General features: G+C 73.0%; 12 protein-coding genes. 3 read left to right on the top strand and 9 right to left on the bottom strand.

Annotation, left to right across the window (positions count from 1 at the left end; translation table 11 throughout):
- Window positions 1–14 precede the first annotated feature (14 nt).
- The 4 genes from ACBJ59_RS26065 to ACBJ59_RS26050 all read right to left on the bottom strand — a co-directional run bounded on the left by ACBJ59_RS26065 (window position 15) and on the right by ACBJ59_RS26050 (window position 4,931).
- On the bottom strand, window positions 15–146 hold the full coding sequence (locus tag ACBJ59_RS26065; RefSeq protein ID WP_260477562.1) for a hypothetical protein: 132 nt from the start codon (window positions 144–146) through the stop codon (window positions 15–17).
- Between the two features lie 125 nt (window positions 147–271).
- The gene (locus ACBJ59_RS26060; RefSeq protein ID WP_375112874.1) at window positions 272–1,765 is read right to left on the bottom strand and encodes a hypothetical protein; all 1,494 of its coding nucleotides are present in this window, start codon (window positions 1,763–1,765) and stop codon (window positions 272–274) included.
- A gap of 65 nt (window positions 1,766–1,830) precedes the next feature.
- Window positions 1,831–4,008, bottom strand: a complete 2,178-nt coding sequence (locus ACBJ59_RS26055) for an acyl-CoA dehydrogenase (protein ID WP_375112873.1) — start codon at window positions 4,006–4,008, stop codon at window positions 1,831–1,833.
- 74 nt (window positions 4,009–4,082) lie between these two features.
- Window positions 4,083–4,931, bottom strand: a complete 849-nt coding sequence (locus tag ACBJ59_RS26050; RefSeq protein WP_375112872.1) for a hypothetical protein — start codon at window positions 4,929–4,931, stop codon at window positions 4,083–4,085.
- A 268-nt stretch (window positions 4,932–5,199) separates the two neighbouring features.
- On the opposite strand from ACBJ59_RS26050, the gene ACBJ59_RS26045 reads away from it, so the two are divergent.
- The 3 genes from ACBJ59_RS26045 (at window position 5,200) to ACBJ59_RS26035 (ending at window position 8,125) form a co-directional block, all read left to right on the top strand.
- Window positions 5,200–5,322 carry a hypothetical protein gene (locus ACBJ59_RS26045; RefSeq protein ID WP_375112871.1) on the top strand — a complete coding sequence of 41 codons (123 nt, stop codon included), beginning with the start codon at window positions 5,200–5,202 and terminating at the stop codon, window positions 5,320–5,322.
- A 232-nt stretch (window positions 5,323–5,554) separates the two neighbouring features.
- Window positions 5,555–6,985 carry an AMP-binding protein gene (locus ACBJ59_RS26040; RefSeq protein ID WP_375112870.1) on the top strand — a complete coding sequence of 477 codons (1,431 nt, stop codon included), beginning with the start codon at window positions 5,555–5,557 and terminating at the stop codon, window positions 6,983–6,985.
- 18 nt (window positions 6,986–7,003) lie between these two features.
- Window positions 7,004–8,125 (top strand): S1C family serine protease, encoded by a 1,122-nt coding sequence (locus tag ACBJ59_RS26035; protein WP_375112869.1) that lies wholly within the window; start codon window positions 7,004–7,006, stop codon window positions 8,123–8,125.
- A 62-nt stretch (window positions 8,126–8,187) separates the two neighbouring features.
- Here the strand turns inward: ACBJ59_RS26035 and ACBJ59_RS26030 are convergent, their stop codons facing one another.
- The 5 genes from ACBJ59_RS26030 to ACBJ59_RS26010 form a co-directional block, all read right to left on the bottom strand.
- The gene (locus ACBJ59_RS26030) at window positions 8,188–8,730 is read right to left on the bottom strand and encodes an OmpA family protein (protein ID WP_375112868.1); all 543 of its coding nucleotides are present in this window, start codon (window positions 8,728–8,730) and stop codon (window positions 8,188–8,190) included.
- The gene (locus tag ACBJ59_RS26025) at window positions 8,714–9,313 is read right to left on the bottom strand and encodes a hypothetical protein (protein ID WP_375112867.1); all 600 of its coding nucleotides are present in this window, start codon (window positions 9,311–9,313) and stop codon (window positions 8,714–8,716) included. The genes ACBJ59_RS26030 and ACBJ59_RS26025 overlap by 17 nt, the downstream gene beginning before the upstream one ends.
- A gap of 73 nt (window positions 9,314–9,386) precedes the next feature.
- A complete protein-coding gene (locus tag ACBJ59_RS26020; protein ID WP_375112866.1) occupies window positions 9,387–12,308 on the bottom strand; it encodes a BTAD domain-containing putative transcriptional regulator in 2,922 nt (973 codons plus the stop codon).
- Window positions 12,309–12,327: 19 nt separating this feature from the next.
- Complete coding sequence (locus tag ACBJ59_RS26015; protein ID WP_375112865.1) at window positions 12,328–13,989, bottom strand: protein kinase; 1,662 nt, start codon at window positions 13,987–13,989, stop codon at window positions 12,328–12,330.
- Window positions 13,990–14,037: 48 nt separating this feature from the next.
- Window positions 14,038–15,000, bottom strand: coding sequence for a GlxA family transcriptional regulator (locus ACBJ59_RS26010; RefSeq protein ID WP_375112864.1), 963 nt, complete (start codon window positions 14,998–15,000; stop codon window positions 14,038–14,040).
- Window positions 15,001–15,054: the final 54 nt, after the last annotated feature.

Raw genomic sequence — 15,054 nt, 5'->3', positions numbered from 1 at the left:
TTAAGCGGGAAGGATCACCTGGTGCCGTAGTTGTACAACGGCTGGTTCGGCGGGGTCAGAGAGGGCGATGCCACGTTGACCACCGCGACGGAGGCTCCGACCGCCAGCAGAGCTCCGATGGCCAGGGCCACGAGAAGTCGCAACAACAGAGCACTCCCTTCCGATCAGTGGCGCAGTGTGCCGAGACTAGAACGTGTTCCGGCTCGAATCCATAACATTGGTCAAACCGTGATAAAGCAAGTTACTCTCCGGTATATCACAAAACAGCCGGTCAACGCCGCAGCAAGTGGAGCTCTTTTCCGCGGAAAATGGTCTTCCAGCCTGCCTGAACGAGTAGGAACCCGTTCTGACTTGCCGGCATCAGCACGTACCGGGCCGGGAGCCGCGCGTAGTCGCCCGCGGCCAGGAGGTCGCCCGCGCGCCGGTTGAGCGGGTCCTCGCCGCGCACCCGCAACCGCCCGCCGTCCGGCAGCCCGACGTAGAGCGTGTCGTCCCAGAGCACCCGTCGCTCGAAGAGCTTGGTGGCCGGGTCGAGCACGATCCGCCCGCCGTTCCAGGCGAAGGACCGGTGCGCGCCCCACGGCAGCGACAGCAGCGCTCCGGGTGCGGGATCGCCGTTGACGATCCGCTGCACGGCCACCCAGTCCGGCGGGTACGTGACCGCCGCCAGCCGGCCGAACGCCCCGAACGCCAGCGTGGGCAGCACCAGCACCGGCGCCAGGATCCCCACCACGGCGGACGCGCCCGACCGCAGGACGCCGGCCAGGCCGACCGCGACCAGCAGGGCCAGTGGCGCGAGGTAGACCTGGCCGTCGCGCAGCGGCCCGAACCCCGGCCACAGCGTGATGAGCCACCTGAGCGCCGCTCGCCCCGCCGGGAACGCCCCCAGCGCGGCCACGCAGAACCCGCCCGCGGCGGCCACGGCGAGCCCGCCCCACCACTCCGGCCGCTCTGACCGGAGCCTCGCGTACCCGTAGAGGCCCGCGGCCACGAGGAGCAGCCGCGCGGTGGCCGTCCACCAGGTCTCCTGGCCGGGCAGCCCGGCGTCGGCGCTCCAGATGCCGCCCAGGGAGAGCAGGCTGCCGAGCGCGCCGAACGGCCCGTCGGCCCGGGCGGCGAACGCGTCCACCCCGGCCGGGTCCGTGACCGCCCCCGAGCCGAGCGCGGGGATCGCCCAGGGCAGGCTGAGCAGGACCAGGACCCCGGCCGTCACGAGCGTCCTGCGCCGGGCGACGGCGACCGGCAGCAGGGTGAGCGCCGAGACCAGCATCGCCTGGAACCCGCCGATCGCGGCCGGGATCAGCGCGAGGAGCAGCCGGGCCGGGCCCCGGCCGGCGGCCCGCACCGCCCACGGCAGGCCGGCCACGCCGAGCAGCAGCGCCCACTGGCCGAGCATGAGCCGCTGCGCGAGATAGAGGTTCCAGGCATAGCAGGCGGCGGCGACCAGCCGCGCGAGCCGGCGCTCCGGCGGCACCAGCGCCGCCGCGCCGGACGCGGCCAGCACGAAGATCGCGACCAGGAACCCCTTCTGCACGATCTCCACGGGCAGCACCCGCGACAGCAGCGCCGCGACCAGGTCGCTGGGCACGGCACGGGGAAAGCCGCCCCGGTCCGGCAGCAGCGGGGCGCCGGGCACGAAGAGCAGGTCGTAGCGGAGCACCAGCCCCCAGCCCAGGGCGGGCCCCAGCGCCAGCGCCGCCAGGCCGGCGCCCAGGAGCGCGGGGGCCAGCCGCGCGAGCCACTCCCTCCCGCGGGTCACGAACACCGCCTCTCCCCTGCTCCCGGACATTCCAGGCACAGGGGAGAGTAGCCGCCGCGGGGTCACATGTGTTACTTGCCGGGCTCGGGGTCCCTGGGCAGGCCCAGCATGCGCTCGCCGATGATGTTGAGCTGCACCTCCGTGGTGCCGCCGTAGATGGTCATCGCCCTGGTCGCGAGCACCGCCCGGTTCCAGTAGCCGGCGTCGCCGAGCTTCATGTCCGCGGCGATCACGGCGGCCGGGCCGAGCAGGTCCACCGCGGTCTCGGAGACGTGCTGGGCGTGGGAGGTGGACAGCAGCTTGCGTACGGAGGCGTCCGCGCCCGGCTCGCCCCCGGCGAGCTGCTTGAGCGTCACCCGCAGCGACAGCGCGTTGATCGAGTGGCCCTCGCAGACCACCTCGGCCACCTGCTGCGCCTCCACCGGCGTCAGCTCCCGCCCCAGCCGGCCGACCAGGCCCAGCAGGTCGGGCACCGACGCGCCGGTGCCGCCCGAGCCGGACGACAGCGAGACGCGCTCGTTCGACAGCGTGTTGCGGGCGACCTTCCAGCCCTCGCCGACCTCGCCCACGACCAGGTCGTCCGGCACGAAGACGTCGTCGAGGAAGACCTCGTTGAACAGGTTCTCGCCGGTCATCTCGGTCAGCGGCCTGACGGTGACGCCGGGGGCCTTCATGTCGACCAGGAAGTACGTGATGCCCTCGTGCTTGGAGCCCTCGTTCGAGTTGCGGGCGATGCAGATGCCCCACTCGGCGACATGGGCGACGGAGGTCCAGATCTTCTGGCCGTTGAGCCGCCAGCCGCCCTCGACCTTCTCCGCCTTCATCTGCAGCGAGGCCAGGTCGGAGCCGGCGCCGGGCTCGGAGAAGAGCTGGCACCAGATCATCTCACCGCTGAGCGTCTTGGGCAGGAAGCGCTCCTGCTGCTCGGGCGTGCCGTACATGGCGATGGACGGCACCACCCAGGCACCGATGATCATGGCCGGCAGGCGCACCTTGGCGGCCTTGAGCTCCTGCGCGATCAGCACCTGCTCCAGCGGCTTGGCGTCGCGGCCCCACGGCTTGGGCAGGTGGGACATGACGAACCCGCGGCCGGCCAGCGCCCGCTTCTGCTCCTTGCCCTCCAGCTGGGCGATCTCCGCGATCTCGGCGCGGAGCGACTCGCGCAGCTCCTCGGCGTCCTCGGGCAGGTCGATCTCCATCTCGCGGGAGACGCCCTGCAGGGACAGCGCGGTCACGATGGCGGCCCACTCGGCGGAGGAGCCGAGCAGGGCGCGCAGGGTGAGCGCGCGGCGGTAGTAGAGGTGTACGTCGTGCTCGAAGGTGTAGCCGATGCCGCCGAAGGTCTGGATGGCGTCCTTGGCGCACTGCACGGCGGCGTCGGGCGCCATGACCCCGGCCACGGCGGCGGCGAACTCCAGCTCCTTGCCCTGGGCGCGGGTGGCGTCCCACACGGTGGCCCCGGCCTGCTCAAGGGCCACGAGCATGCGGGAGAGCTTGTGCTTGATGCCCTGGAACTGGCCGATCGGGCGGCCGAACTGGACGCGTACCTTGGCGTAGTCGGCGGCGGCCGTGACGCACCACGAGGCCAGGCCCGCCGCCTCGGCGCCGAGCAGGATCGCGGCGATGTTGCGCACGTCGGTGCTCTCGACGCCGCCCAGGATGCCCTCGGCGGGGACGACCACGTCCGACAGCTCCACCTTCGCCACCGGCCTGGTGAGGTCGAGCGACTTCACCTCGGTGACGGTGGCCGAGGAGGCGTCGACGAGGACCCACTCCTCGCCGTCGGCCGTGGCGACCGGCAGCACCAGCGAGTCGGCCAGCGAGCCGCCGAGCACGGGCTCGGCCGTGCCGGAGACGATCAGGGAGCCGTCCTCCGTGCGGGTGCCGGTCAGCGCGCCGGTCAGCGCGACGGCGCCGGTCAGGGTGCCGTCGGCGAACGACTCCAGGTGCTCGGGGCGCTTGGAGGCGTTGATCACGGCGCTGGCCAGCACGGTCGGCACGTACGGCCCGGGGGCCATGCGCTCGGCCAGTGCCTCGACGGCCACGGCCGCCTCCAGCAGCCCGTAGCCGGAGCCGCCGTACTCCTCGGGCACGTGCAGGCCGAGCAGCCCCTGCTCGGCGAGGCCGGACCAGAACGCGGGGCGCCCCTCAACTCCGGCGCGCAGCGACTCCGAGGGAATGTTCCGCTCGGCCCAGCCGCTCACCGACTCGCGGAGCGCCTCGTGCTCCTCGCTCAACCCGATAGCCATTGCTCATCCTCCAGCCAGGTCTGGGTGCATGCCCAGAACCATATTCTAGAGGATGCTTCTGGCATAGTGGCCGGTTAGAGCGGACGAACCTGTTGCACGAGGGTGTTCAGGTCGCGCCAGCGGGTCTTGTTCGTCTCGGGGATCGAGGCCATGAGCATCGCCGGCTTGGTCTTGCCGACCTCGATGATCGTCACCATCGCCTGGGCCTCCTGCTCCTTGCCGCCGAAGGTGTAGGTGACCTTGTAGCCGAGCGTCCAGCCCTTGCCGACCGGGATCTTCTGCGAGGCGGTCCACTGGAGGGTGGCGCCCTTGGGGTACTGGGTGCGGATCGACCAGCGGGCGGCCTGGGTGGCGATGTCGCGGTAGTCGGCGTTCGAGCTGGGCTTCTTCTCGGGCGACTCGCCGGGGTACATCGCCGAGGCGATCACGGTGTGCGGGATGGCCACCTTGCCGATCCGCTGCGCGATCGAGAACGGCGGGAACGACTTGGCCTTCCACGGCGAGCCCAGCCTCGGATAGGTGATGCCGACGGTCTTGTCGGTGATGACACCGGTGACGAGGGACGCCGTGCCGGACAGCGTCGCGTACTTCTTGCTCGCCGGCACCGGGGGCAGCACGATCGGGCTCTCGGTGGGGGTCGGGCTGACCGACGGCGTGGGGGCCGCCGAGCTGCTGGGCACCGGCGCGACCGGGACCACCTGCTCGTCCGCCTGCTGCCGGGTCGGCACGTCGCCGGAGAACACCACGAAGACCAGCAGCACGGCCAGCACCGTGGCGAGGATGGCACCGAGGAGGTAGACGGCCTTGATCGGGATGTCGCCGAGGCGGCGCGGCGGCGGCGGGGGCGGCAGCGGCGCCATGGTCCGCGACGGGGGCTGCCCGAACTGCTGCTGCGGCAGCCCAGGCCCCGCACCTTGCCCCAAGCCGTTCCCAGGCCCCATACCGTGCCCCGCGCCGTTCCCAGGCCCCGCACCTTGTCCCGGCCCCGAGCCCTGCCCGGGTCTCGCGCCCTGCCCCGGCCCCGCGCCGGGGCCCGCGGTCTGCGTCGGGCCCGGGCCCGGGTTCGGCCCCGGGTTCGACCCCGGTTTGGGTCCTGACTGCGGGCCGGAGTTCGGACCCGAACCCGCGCCCTGGACGGGACCCTGCCCCGGAGCCTTGGCCGGAGGCTGCTTCGACGGCTGAGCGGGCGACTTGGCCGGTGACTGCGTCGGCGACTGGGCCGACGGCTGGGCCGGTGACTGGGCCGGTGACTGGGCCGACGGCTGGGCCGGTGACTGGGCCGGTGACTGGGCCGGCGGCTGCGTCGGCGACTGAGCCGAGCCCTTGCTCTGCGGCTTTACCGGGCTGGACGACTCCGGCGCGGGCGGACGGGTGATCTTGACCGTCTCCTCCGCGGGCAGGACGATCTTGCGGAACGGAGTGGTGGGTGATTCATACGTTCGTCTCTGGTCGCCGTCGTCCGCCATGGCCTTGAGGTTACGTCACGAAGGAGCGGGATAATTCCTCTATTCCCCCAGCAGAATCTAATTCTGTAAGGTCTGCCAACATGAGGGGTTTCTATGAGATCGCGGCCAACGACCCTGAACGCCCCGCCCTCCTCGGTGACGAGGGCACGACGTACGGAGCGCTGCTCGACCGGGTGAACCGGGCCTCCAACGGCCTGACCTCGCGCGGAGCCGGTCCCGGTGACTGCGTGGTGACCGTGCTGAAGAACGGGCTCGACGCCCTCACCATGATGCTGGCCACGTACCAGATCGGGGTCTACCTGGTCCCCGTCAACTGGCACTTCACCGCCGAGGAGATCGAGTACATCGTGGCCGACTGCGGGGCCAAGGTGGTGATCTCCCCGGACGCTCTCACGGTCGGCGAGCTCGTCGCGGACCAGCCCGCCACCGCGCCCGGCCACCGGCGGGCCGGGTCGATGATGCTCTACACCTCCGGCACCACCGGCCGCCCCAAGGGGGTACGCCGGCGGCTGCTGGACCTGACGCCGGAGGAGCTCTACCCGATCCTGATGCGCAAGAGCTGGCGGCACTTCGGGCTGCCGATGGGCGGGGTGCACCTGGTGTGCTCGCAGCTCTACCACTCGGCGCCGTACGGGCAGGCCATGATGGCGCTGCAGTTCGGGCACTCGATCGTGGCGCCCGACCGGTTCGAGGCCGCCGCCGCGCTGGAGCTGATCGAGCGGTATCGGGTGACGAACGCGTTCATGGTGCCCACGATGTTCCACCGGTTGCTGGCGGTGCCGGACCGGGAGAGGTACGACCTGTCCTCCCTCACCCACCTCTACCACGGTGCCGCCCCCTGCCCGCCGGCCACCAAGCAGGCGATGATCGACTGGCTGGGTCCCGTGGTGTGGGAGTACTACGGCTCCACGGAGGCGGCGGTGGCCACCATGGTGTCGTCCCAGGAGTGGCTGGACCGGCCGGGCACGGTCGGCAAGGCGCTGGACGGGATGTCGTTCACGATCGTCGGGGAGGACGGCGAGGAGGTCGCGCCCGGCTCGCCCGGGCTCGTGTACATCGGCGGGATCAACCGCTTCGAGTACCACGGCGACCCCGGCAAGACGGCGGCCGCCATGCGCGGCCGCGACTACACGCCGGGCGACATCGGCTACCTCGACGACGACGGCTACCTGTACCTGCTGGACCGGCGGACCGACCTGATCATCTCCGGCGGGGTCAACATCTATCCGGCCGAGATCGAGGCCGCCCTGCTCGAACATCCTTCCGTGGCCGACGTCGCGGTGATCGGCGTACCCGATCCCGAGTGGGGACACAAGGTCGTGGCCCTCGTCCAGCCGGCGGCCGGGATCTCGGGCGGGGAGGAGCTCACGGCCGAGCTGCTGCGGCACTGCGCGCCCCGGCTGGCCAGGCTGAAACATCCGCGGGTGATCGAGTACCGGGAGACCCTGCCCCGTACGCCGACAGGCAAGCTGAGCAGGCGAAACGTCCGGGAAACGTATCTTTCGAGCTGAGCTGGGCAGTCATCTCCCATGAGGGAGATCGTCGCGGGACTGGCCGCCGCAGCCGTACTGGTCGCGGGCTGCGGGCCTCCTCCCACGTCCACCGGCACCGCCACGCCGTCCCCCGTGCCCACCGCCACGAGTCCGACTGCCACGGGGCCCACCACCACGGGGCCCGCCACCCCGGGCACGACGCCGCCGGCCTCACCGACGGCCTCCCCTCAGGCGCTGGAGGCGGCGTTCGAGCGGGTCATCACGGATGTCCTGCCGTCCATCGTGCAGATCACCACGAAGGTGGGGCTGGGCTCCGGCATCGTGTTCGACTCCAAGGGCCACATCGTCACCAACGCGCACGTGGTCGGCCAGGCCAAGGAGATGAACGTCACCATCGCCACCGGCGGCGCCCCTCGACCGGCCCGGCTGGTCAAGTCCTTCGCCGCCGGGGACCTGGCGGTGATCAAAGTGGAGCGGCCCGACGGGCTGCGTCCCGCGCGGTTCGGCGACTCGTCCAAACTGCGGGTGGGGCAGATCGTGCTCGCCATGGGCAACCCGCTGGGCCTGTCGGGCAGCGTGACGAACGGCATCGTCTCGGCCCTCGGCCGTACAGTCACCGAACCGCAGAACCCCGGCTCTCCCGGCGCCACCATCGCCGGAGCGATCCAGACCTCGGCCGCGATCAACCCGGGCAACAGCGGCGGAGCCCTCGTGGACCTGTCGGGGCAGGTGATCGGCATCCCGACGCTCGCGGCCACCGACCCCGACCTGGGCGGGGGCGCCGCACCGGGCATCGGCTTCGCGATCCCGAGCAACACCGCCACCGACATCGCCCGCCAGATCGTCAAGGATGGCAAGGTCACCAACAGCCACCGGGCCGCGCTGGGCATCCGCGGCAGCACGGTCATCGGCTCTGACGGGCAGCCGAGCGGGGTCGGGGTGGTCACGGTCGAGGCGGGCAGCGGCGCCGCGAAGGCCGGGATCCGGCCCGGTGACGTGATCGTCTCGATCAACGGCACGAAGACGCCGACGATGGCACTCCTGGCCGAGACCATCACGACCCTGAGGCCGGGAGACCGGGCCCGGGTGGGGGTCCTCCGGTCGGACGGGACGACACAGACGATCAACGTACGGCTGGGGCAGTTGCAGGGCGACTGACGCCCGGCGGGGCGCTCACCGCTCAGGGGCCCGCCGCCTGGCGGGCTCACCGCCTGGCGGGCTCACTGCTTGGCGGTGAAGACGATCTCGACGCGGCGGTTCTTGGCCCGGTTCTTCTCCACCGGCTTGCCCTCGACCGTGTTGGGCCACTTGGGCCGGCTCTCGCCGTACCCGCTCGCCTCCAGGGTCACGCCCGCGGTCGTCAGCAACCCCCGCATGACCGTCTGCACGGCCTGCGCGCGCCTCTGCGACAGCGTGACGTTGTAGGCGTCGGTGCCCTGGTCGTCGGTGTGCCCCTCGATCTTGACGACCCCGCCCGCGGCCTCGGCCTCGACCTTCGCGGCCACCTTCGCCAGCCGCTGCCGGGCCTTGGCGGTGAGCTGCCACTTGTCCAGCGCGAACAGCACGTCGCTGGTCACCGCCACCGTCACCTGCCGCCCCTGCTTGGTCTCGCTCTCGGTGCCGTCCATCGACTCGACCTCGCCGATGATGTCCTCGACGGGCAGCACCAGGTTCTCCACCGCGCCCGTCGCGTCGGAGGGCGCGGACGGCACGGGGGTCGGGGACAGGACGAGGGTCAGCGCGACGCTAAGAGATCGGAACATCGGTGAGCACGCCGATCATCGGCATCTCGACATTGATCTTCGTGACGTCCGCCGGTGGCGCCGCGAACACCGCGTACAGCGTGACCGCCTCCCCCGACTCCAGGAACTGCCCCTGCGTGCCGGAGCAGACGCACTCCGCGTCCTGTCCGGTGCCGTTGCGGGCCACCCGGTAGCGCTTGGCGTTGACCGGGTCGATCAGGGAGACGCCCGAGACGGTGAAGTCCAGGACGGCACTGCCCATGCCGTTGTGCATGTTGACCTTGCCGTCGGTCGCGGTGACGGTCCAGTTGAGGCTGACCGTGCGCCCCTGGCGCTTGAGGGCGGTGATCTCCACCTTCGCCTTGCCGTACGTGTCGCCCGAGCCGGCCTTGACCTCGCGGCTGGCGATCACCTTGGTGTCCTGCGGGGGCGCGGTCTGCTGCTGCTCCGCCGGGGCGGTGGTCTGCTGGTCGGCCGGCTGACCCTCCGTCGCCGCGGCGGCCTGCGACTGCCGCTCCTCGCCGCCTCCGCCCTGCTGGCCGGGCATCATGCCGCATCCCGTCAGCGCGACGGCCGCGACAGCCAGCGCGATCGTCTTTCGCATTATGTGGTCACCTTCGTCGTCGGGAATGTGTCCCTCACCGTACGGAAGCGACCTTCAGGATGTGCATAGTCCGCTATATCCGCTGACCACGCCGCCTATCGGCTTCCCGCACGAGCCGTTCGGCCTCGGCCTTGCCGTGTTCGTCGCCGAGGCCGTCAAACTCTCCCATAGCTCGCATCAGGGTCTCAACCGCCCGATCTAGGTGATCGAGGTCGAGTGCGGCCCGGGCGAGCGCCAGCCGGGCTCGCGCCGCGCTCCTGCGGTCGCCGTACGCGGTGAACGTCTCCAGCGCCGCCCGCGCCGCCCCTTCGGCCGCCTCGGGGGCGCCTTCCAGCCCGGCGATCTCGGCCAGTACGAGCAGCGCCACCGCCTCCGGCAACCGGTCGCCGAGGCGGCGGTTGATTCGAAGGCTGCGCTCCACGCACTCGCGGGCCTTGGTGTGGCGGCGGGCGGCGAGATGCAGCCTGGCCAGCTCCAGCAGCGCTTCCGCCTCGCCTCGCGGGTCGCCCAGGTCCTGGTAGGCGGCCAGGCTCTCGCTCAGCGGGCCCTCGTCGCCGAGCAACGCGCCGAGCGCACGCAGGGCGTCCGCCCGCCCGCGCCGGTCCCCGGCCTCCTCGAAAACCCGCAAGGCCCGCACGAACGCCCGCTCAGCCTCCCGCACCCGCCCCGACCGCACACCCCCCGCACCCGCCCGTGCATCGCCCGCGCCCGACCCCGTGGCCCACTGCGGGTGCGGGCCGGTCGTCTCCCGGGCGTGCGGGCCGGTGGCCGTCGCGGCCTGGACCAGGCCCAGGCGGAGCGTGATGCGGGCCAGCTCCAGCCCCTCCACCAGCGGCTGGGCCGCTCTCAACGCAGCGGCGGCGGCCTCAAGACGGCCCTCGGCCCGGTGCAGGTCGGCCAGGCCGCGCAGCAGGAGCGCCTCCCCGTGCCGGTGCCCCGCCGCCCTGGCCGCGTCCAGCCCGGTCGCCGTCGTGGCGTGCCAGTCGTCGTGGTGGGCGCCCAGTTCCAGGAGCGGGGTCAGGTAGAAGGCCAGCCGCCACGCGGCCTCGTACAGCCGGGCCCGGAAGAAGTCCGCGACGGTGGCGACGAGGAACCGGCGCTCGGCGCCCAGCCACCGCGCCTCCTGCCGCAGCCACCCCGTCTCCAGCCCGGGACCCGCCCCCGTCGCCTCCCGCCAGAGCCCGTCCGGGTCGGAGGCGGGTTCGGGCGGGTGGACCTCGGTGCGGCCCGTGCCGGGTTCGGCGGGGAGGAGGGACGCCCAGCCCCGCCGGGCCCGGTCGAGGATCTCGCCCGCCCTGGCCGCCAGCACGCCGGCCGGACCGCCGTCCTCCTCGGCCAGCCGTTCGGCGGCGTAGAGCCGGGTCAGGTCGTGCCACCCGTAGCGTTCCTGACCCGCCTCGTCCAGGCCGCGCGACTGGAGCAGCCCCGCCTCGGCCAGCGGTTCCAGGTCCGCCCCGAACACCCAGGACGCGAAGTCGGGCGCGGACAGCGCGCCGAGCCCGCGCAGCAGCCGCCGCTCCGCCTCCGGCAGGCCCCGGTAGCCGAGCGCGAGGCTGCCCCGCACGGCCAGGTCGCCGGCGCTGAGCTCGTCGAGCCGGCGCCGCTCGTCCCCCAGCCGCCCCGCGAGGTGGTCGAGCGTCCAGCCGGGCTTCCTGGCCAGCCGGGACCCGGCGATGCGCAGGGCCAGCGGCAGGTGACCGCAGAGCCGGACGATGCGCAGGGCGGCCTCGGGCTCGGCGCGTACCCGCTCGTGCCCGGCCACCCCGCCGAGCAGGGCCACGGCCTCGTCCTCGTCGAGCAGCCCCAGCTCGTACGCCCGCGCCGCCTCCAGCCCGGCCAGCGGCGACCGGCTCGTCACCAGGGTGAGGCTGCCGGGCCCGGTGGGCAGCAGGGGGCGCACCTGGGCCTCGTCGGCGGCGTCGTCCAGCACGACGAGCAGCCGCTTGCGGGCCGTCGTGCTGCGGTAGAGGCGTACCCGGTCGTCCAGCGCGGGCGGCACCGCACCGTCCGGGCAGCCGAGCGAGCGCAGCAGATCTTCGAGCACGGCGCCCGGCAGCCGGGCCCCGAGGGAGGCGTACAGGCGGCCGTCGGGGCGTTCGAGCGCGGTGGCGGCGTGCACGGCGAGGGCGGACTTCCCGCAGCCCGGCGGGCCGTGCAGGACCAGGTGTACGGGCGCGGAGGCGCGCTCACCGGCCATCCCGGCGATCCAGTCGAGCACCGGCCGCCGCCCGGCAAAGTCGGAAATGTCGGGCGGCAGCTCGTCAACCGGCGAAACCCGCCCGCCCGTCCCGTCCAGCACCCGCTGGTGGGCGGCCGCCAGCTCGGCCCCCGGCTCCAGCCCGAGCTCCTCGACCAGCGTCCGCCGCGCCTCCTGATAGGCCCCGAGCGCCTCCGACCTGCGCCCGGCCTGGTGCAGGGCCTCGATGAGGCGTACCCAGGCACGTTCGCGCAGCGGGTGCGCCCCGACCAGCGCCCGCAGCTCGCCGACCACCTCCGCGCCCCGGCCCAGCTGCAGGTCGAGCTCCACCCGCTCCTCCTGCGCGGTCAGGCGCAGCTCCTCCAGCGGTACGCCGTGCGCCCGGAGCAGCGCCGACGACTCGACGTCGGCCAGCGCCCGCCCCCGCCACAACCCCAGCGCCGCCCTGAACCCGTCGGCCGCCTCCGCCACCCGGCCCGCCGCCCGCGCCCGCCGCGCCTCGGCGACCAGCCGCTCGAACCGGTGGCAGTCCACGTCCTCCCGCTCCACGTCGAGCAGATAACCGCCGGGCACGGTACGGATCCCGTCCACGACCTTGCGCAACGCGCTGACGTACACCCTGAGCACCGACTCCGCCGACGCCGGCGGCCGGTCGTCCCACACCACGGACAGCAGCCGGTCGACCGGCACCTGCTCGCGGGCGGACAGCAGCAGCGCGGCCAGCAACGTACGGTGCTTGGCCGGGCCGGGTGCCTGCCCGCCGTCGATCCGCAGCGGTCCGAGGACACCGAATCGCACGTTCACCGGCTCGCCGGCCTCACGCGCCGGTCGCCGGTCTGACGGCGAAGGACTCGAAGCGGACGCGGATGGGCTCACCCGTGCCCGAGGCCGCGTGCACCCCCGCCCGATCGGGTCCGTAGGGGGCGTCGGTGTCGGACACCTCGGCGACCAGGCGTTCGTTCAGCCACATGCGTAGGCGCACCCCCTGACCGCTCTGGCCGCACTCCGCGACGATGCGGTTGGCGGCCGTCCTCGGCGCGTCCGCCGGGCCGTACAGGGCCTTGCCCCCGGTGCCCGTACGGCGCTTGACGATCGAGACCTGGCCCGCGCCGCTCACCCCGAACTCGTAACGATCTCCGGAGCTCGCCGAGCCGTGGCACCACACACCGTACTCCCCGGCGCCCTCCTCCAGGGTGGCCTTCGCGCTGACGATCACGCCCTCCTCCGGCTCCCGCACCGGGGCCGACTTCCACAGCCGCCAGCCCTGCTTGACGGTGAGCTCGTAGCCGGAGCCGTCCAGGCGCGCGTCACCGCCGCCGGACGCGCCGACGGACCAGGAGTCGCCGAAGCCCGCCTCGTACGGCCAGGTCTCCTGCGAGAGCACCGGCACCGTGACGGCCGCGACCACGGCGACCACCAGCACGGCACCCCCCGCCACCCACGGCCACCGCCGCCCACGCCGCACCGCACCGGCTCCCGCCCCGGCCTCCTGCACACCCACACCCGGCGGTCCGTCCCCGGCCTCGCCAGGATGCCGGCTCGGAGCAGCGGCACCGGGCCGACCGGGACGCGGGTTCGAGGGGATGGCCCCGGGCTCGCCGGGACGCGGTTCCGGGGCGGTGACGCCGGGACGCAGGTCGGCTGTGATGGTGCCCGTCCACGTGCGTTCCACCACCTCGGTGGCCGCCGCCAGGCGGGTGCCGCCCACCAGCTCCCCCAGCAGCTCGTGGGCCGTCGGCCGCGCCCGGGGATCCTTGGCCAGCGCCCGTTCCACCACTCCCCGGATCCCCTCGTCCAGCCCGTCCAGCCAGGGCGCCTCCTGCGCGATCCGGTACAGCACCTCGCCGGGCGCCCCGCCGCCGAAAGGCAGCCGCCCCGTCCCCGCGAATGCGATCACGCCGCCCCACGCGAACACGTCGGCGGCGGGAGTGAGCGGCTCCCCGCGCACCTGCTCGGGCGCCATGAACGCGGGCGTCCCCAGGATCGCCTGGCTGGCCAGGCTGTCGTGGTCCACGAGCTGCGCGATGCCGAAGTCGATCACCCGGGGCCCGAGCGGCGAGAGCAGCACGTTGGAGGGTTTCAGGTCGCGGTGGATCACGCCGGCGCCGTGGATGGCGCTCAGCGCGGTCGCGATGCCCACCGCCAGCGCCTCCAGGTTCCCGCCCGACAGGGGCCCCTGCTCGCGTACGGCCTGGGCCAGGTCGGGCCCCTTGACGTACTCGGTGACCAGGTAGGCGACACCCCCGTCGATCCCGGCGTCGAGCACCGGCGCCGTGCAGAACCTGGCCACCCGCCGGGCCGCCGCCACCTCCCGCTCGAACCGCCGCCCGAACGCCGGATCCCGGGCCAGCGCCGGGTGGATGAGCTTGACCGCGGCCAGCCCGCCGGTGGGCGTGGTCGCGAGGTGCACCTCGCCCATGCCGCCCCGGCCGAGCAGGCGCCGCAGCGCGTACCCGCCAATGACCCGGTCACCGTTCATCGCAGACACATTAGCCAGATCGCGGCATGTCCCATCAGACCAACCGGTTCACCCGGCCGCCTGCGTGAGGCGGTAACGGGAGGGCGGGATGCCGTACCGGTCGATGAACGCCTGCCGCAGCGTCTCCGCCGTGCCGAACCCGCAGCGCACCGCCACCGCCGCCATCGGTAACGAGGTGGAGGCCAGCAGGTGGGCGGCGGCCTCGGTGCGGGCCTGCCGGACGTAGCGGCCGGGCGTCTGCCCCAGGTGCTTGAGGAACAGCCGGGTCAGGTGCCGCTCGCTGACGCCCGCCTCCGTGGCCAGCGCGGAGGTGCTCAGGTCGTCGCGCAGGTGGGCGCCGATGTATTCCAGGGTGCGCTTGACCAGGCTGTTCGTCGGCGAGGGCGCGCTGACGAACATGCTCATCTGCGCCTGGTTGCCGGGCCGCTGCAGGTAGGTGACCATGTTCCGGGCCACGGCCCTGGCCAGCTCGGTGCCGTTGTCCTCCTCGACGAAGGCCAGCGTGAGGTCGAGGGCCGCGGTGATCCCCGCGGACGTGGCGACGTTGCCGTCGCGGATGAAGATCGGGTCGGGGTCCACGACGACGTCGGGGTAGCGGGCGGCCATCGTCTGCGCCAGGTTCCAGTGCGTGGTGGCGCGCCGCCCGTCGAGCAGGCCGGCGGCGGCGAGCACGTACGATCCCGTGCAGACGGACGCCACCCGCCGGCTCTCCCGGGCCAGCCGGCGCACGTGGCCGACCACCAGCGGGTTGTCGGCGGCGTCCTCGTGGCCGATGCCGCCCGACACCAGCAGCGTGTCGAGCGGCCCGGTGACCCGCTCCAGGGCGAGCTGGGCCTCCAGGATCAGCGCGGTGCCCGTGGTGATGGGGTGGCCTCCGGGGGTCGCCACGCGGTATTCGTAGTACGGTTGCGCGCCGTGCCAGTTGGCGCTCTCCAGCGTCGTGGTGACGCAGGCGATGTCGAGCAGTTCCGCCGCCTCGTACGCCACCACCACGACCCGCCGCACATCCATGCCACCGACTGTAGGGTCGAAGGACGCAGAACCCAAGTTTCCGGACCTCCTCGG

This window comes from Nonomuraea sp. MTCD27 (assembly GCF_041950495.1).
Lineage (GTDB): Bacteria > Actinomycetota > Actinomycetes > Streptosporangiales > Streptosporangiaceae > Nonomuraea.
Note: the sequence above shows the minus strand (reverse complement) of the source record. Positions and strands in the feature narration are given on the sequence as shown.

Bases quoted from the DNA above. Each gene is read 5' to 3' on its own strand.
- ACBJ59_RS26055 (WP_375112873.1), bottom strand. From the start codon at position 4,008: ATGGCTATCGGGTTGAGCGAGGAGCACGAGGCGCTCCGCGAGTCGGTG.
- ACBJ59_RS26040 (WP_375112870.1), top strand. From the start codon at position 5,555: ATGAGGGGTTTCTATGAGATCGCGGCCAACGACCCTGAACGCCCCGCC.
- ACBJ59_RS26035 (WP_375112869.1), top strand. From the start codon at position 7,004: ATGAGGGAGATCGTCGCGGGACTGGCCGCCGCAGCCGTACTGGTCGCG.
- ACBJ59_RS26030 (WP_375112868.1), bottom strand. From the start codon at position 8,730: ATGTTCCGATCTCTTAGCGTCGCGCTGACCCTCGTCCTGTCCCCGACC.
- ACBJ59_RS26025 (WP_375112867.1), bottom strand. From the start codon at position 9,313: ATGCGAAAGACGATCGCGCTGGCTGTCGCGGCCGTCGCGCTGACGGGA.
- ACBJ59_RS26015 (WP_375112865.1), bottom strand. From the start codon at position 13,989: ATGAACGGTGACCGGGTCATTGGCGGGTACGCGCTGCGGCGCCTGCTC.
- ACBJ59_RS26010 (WP_375112864.1), bottom strand. From the start codon at position 15,000: ATGGATGTGCGGCGGGTCGTGGTGGTGGCGTACGAGGCGGCGGAACTG.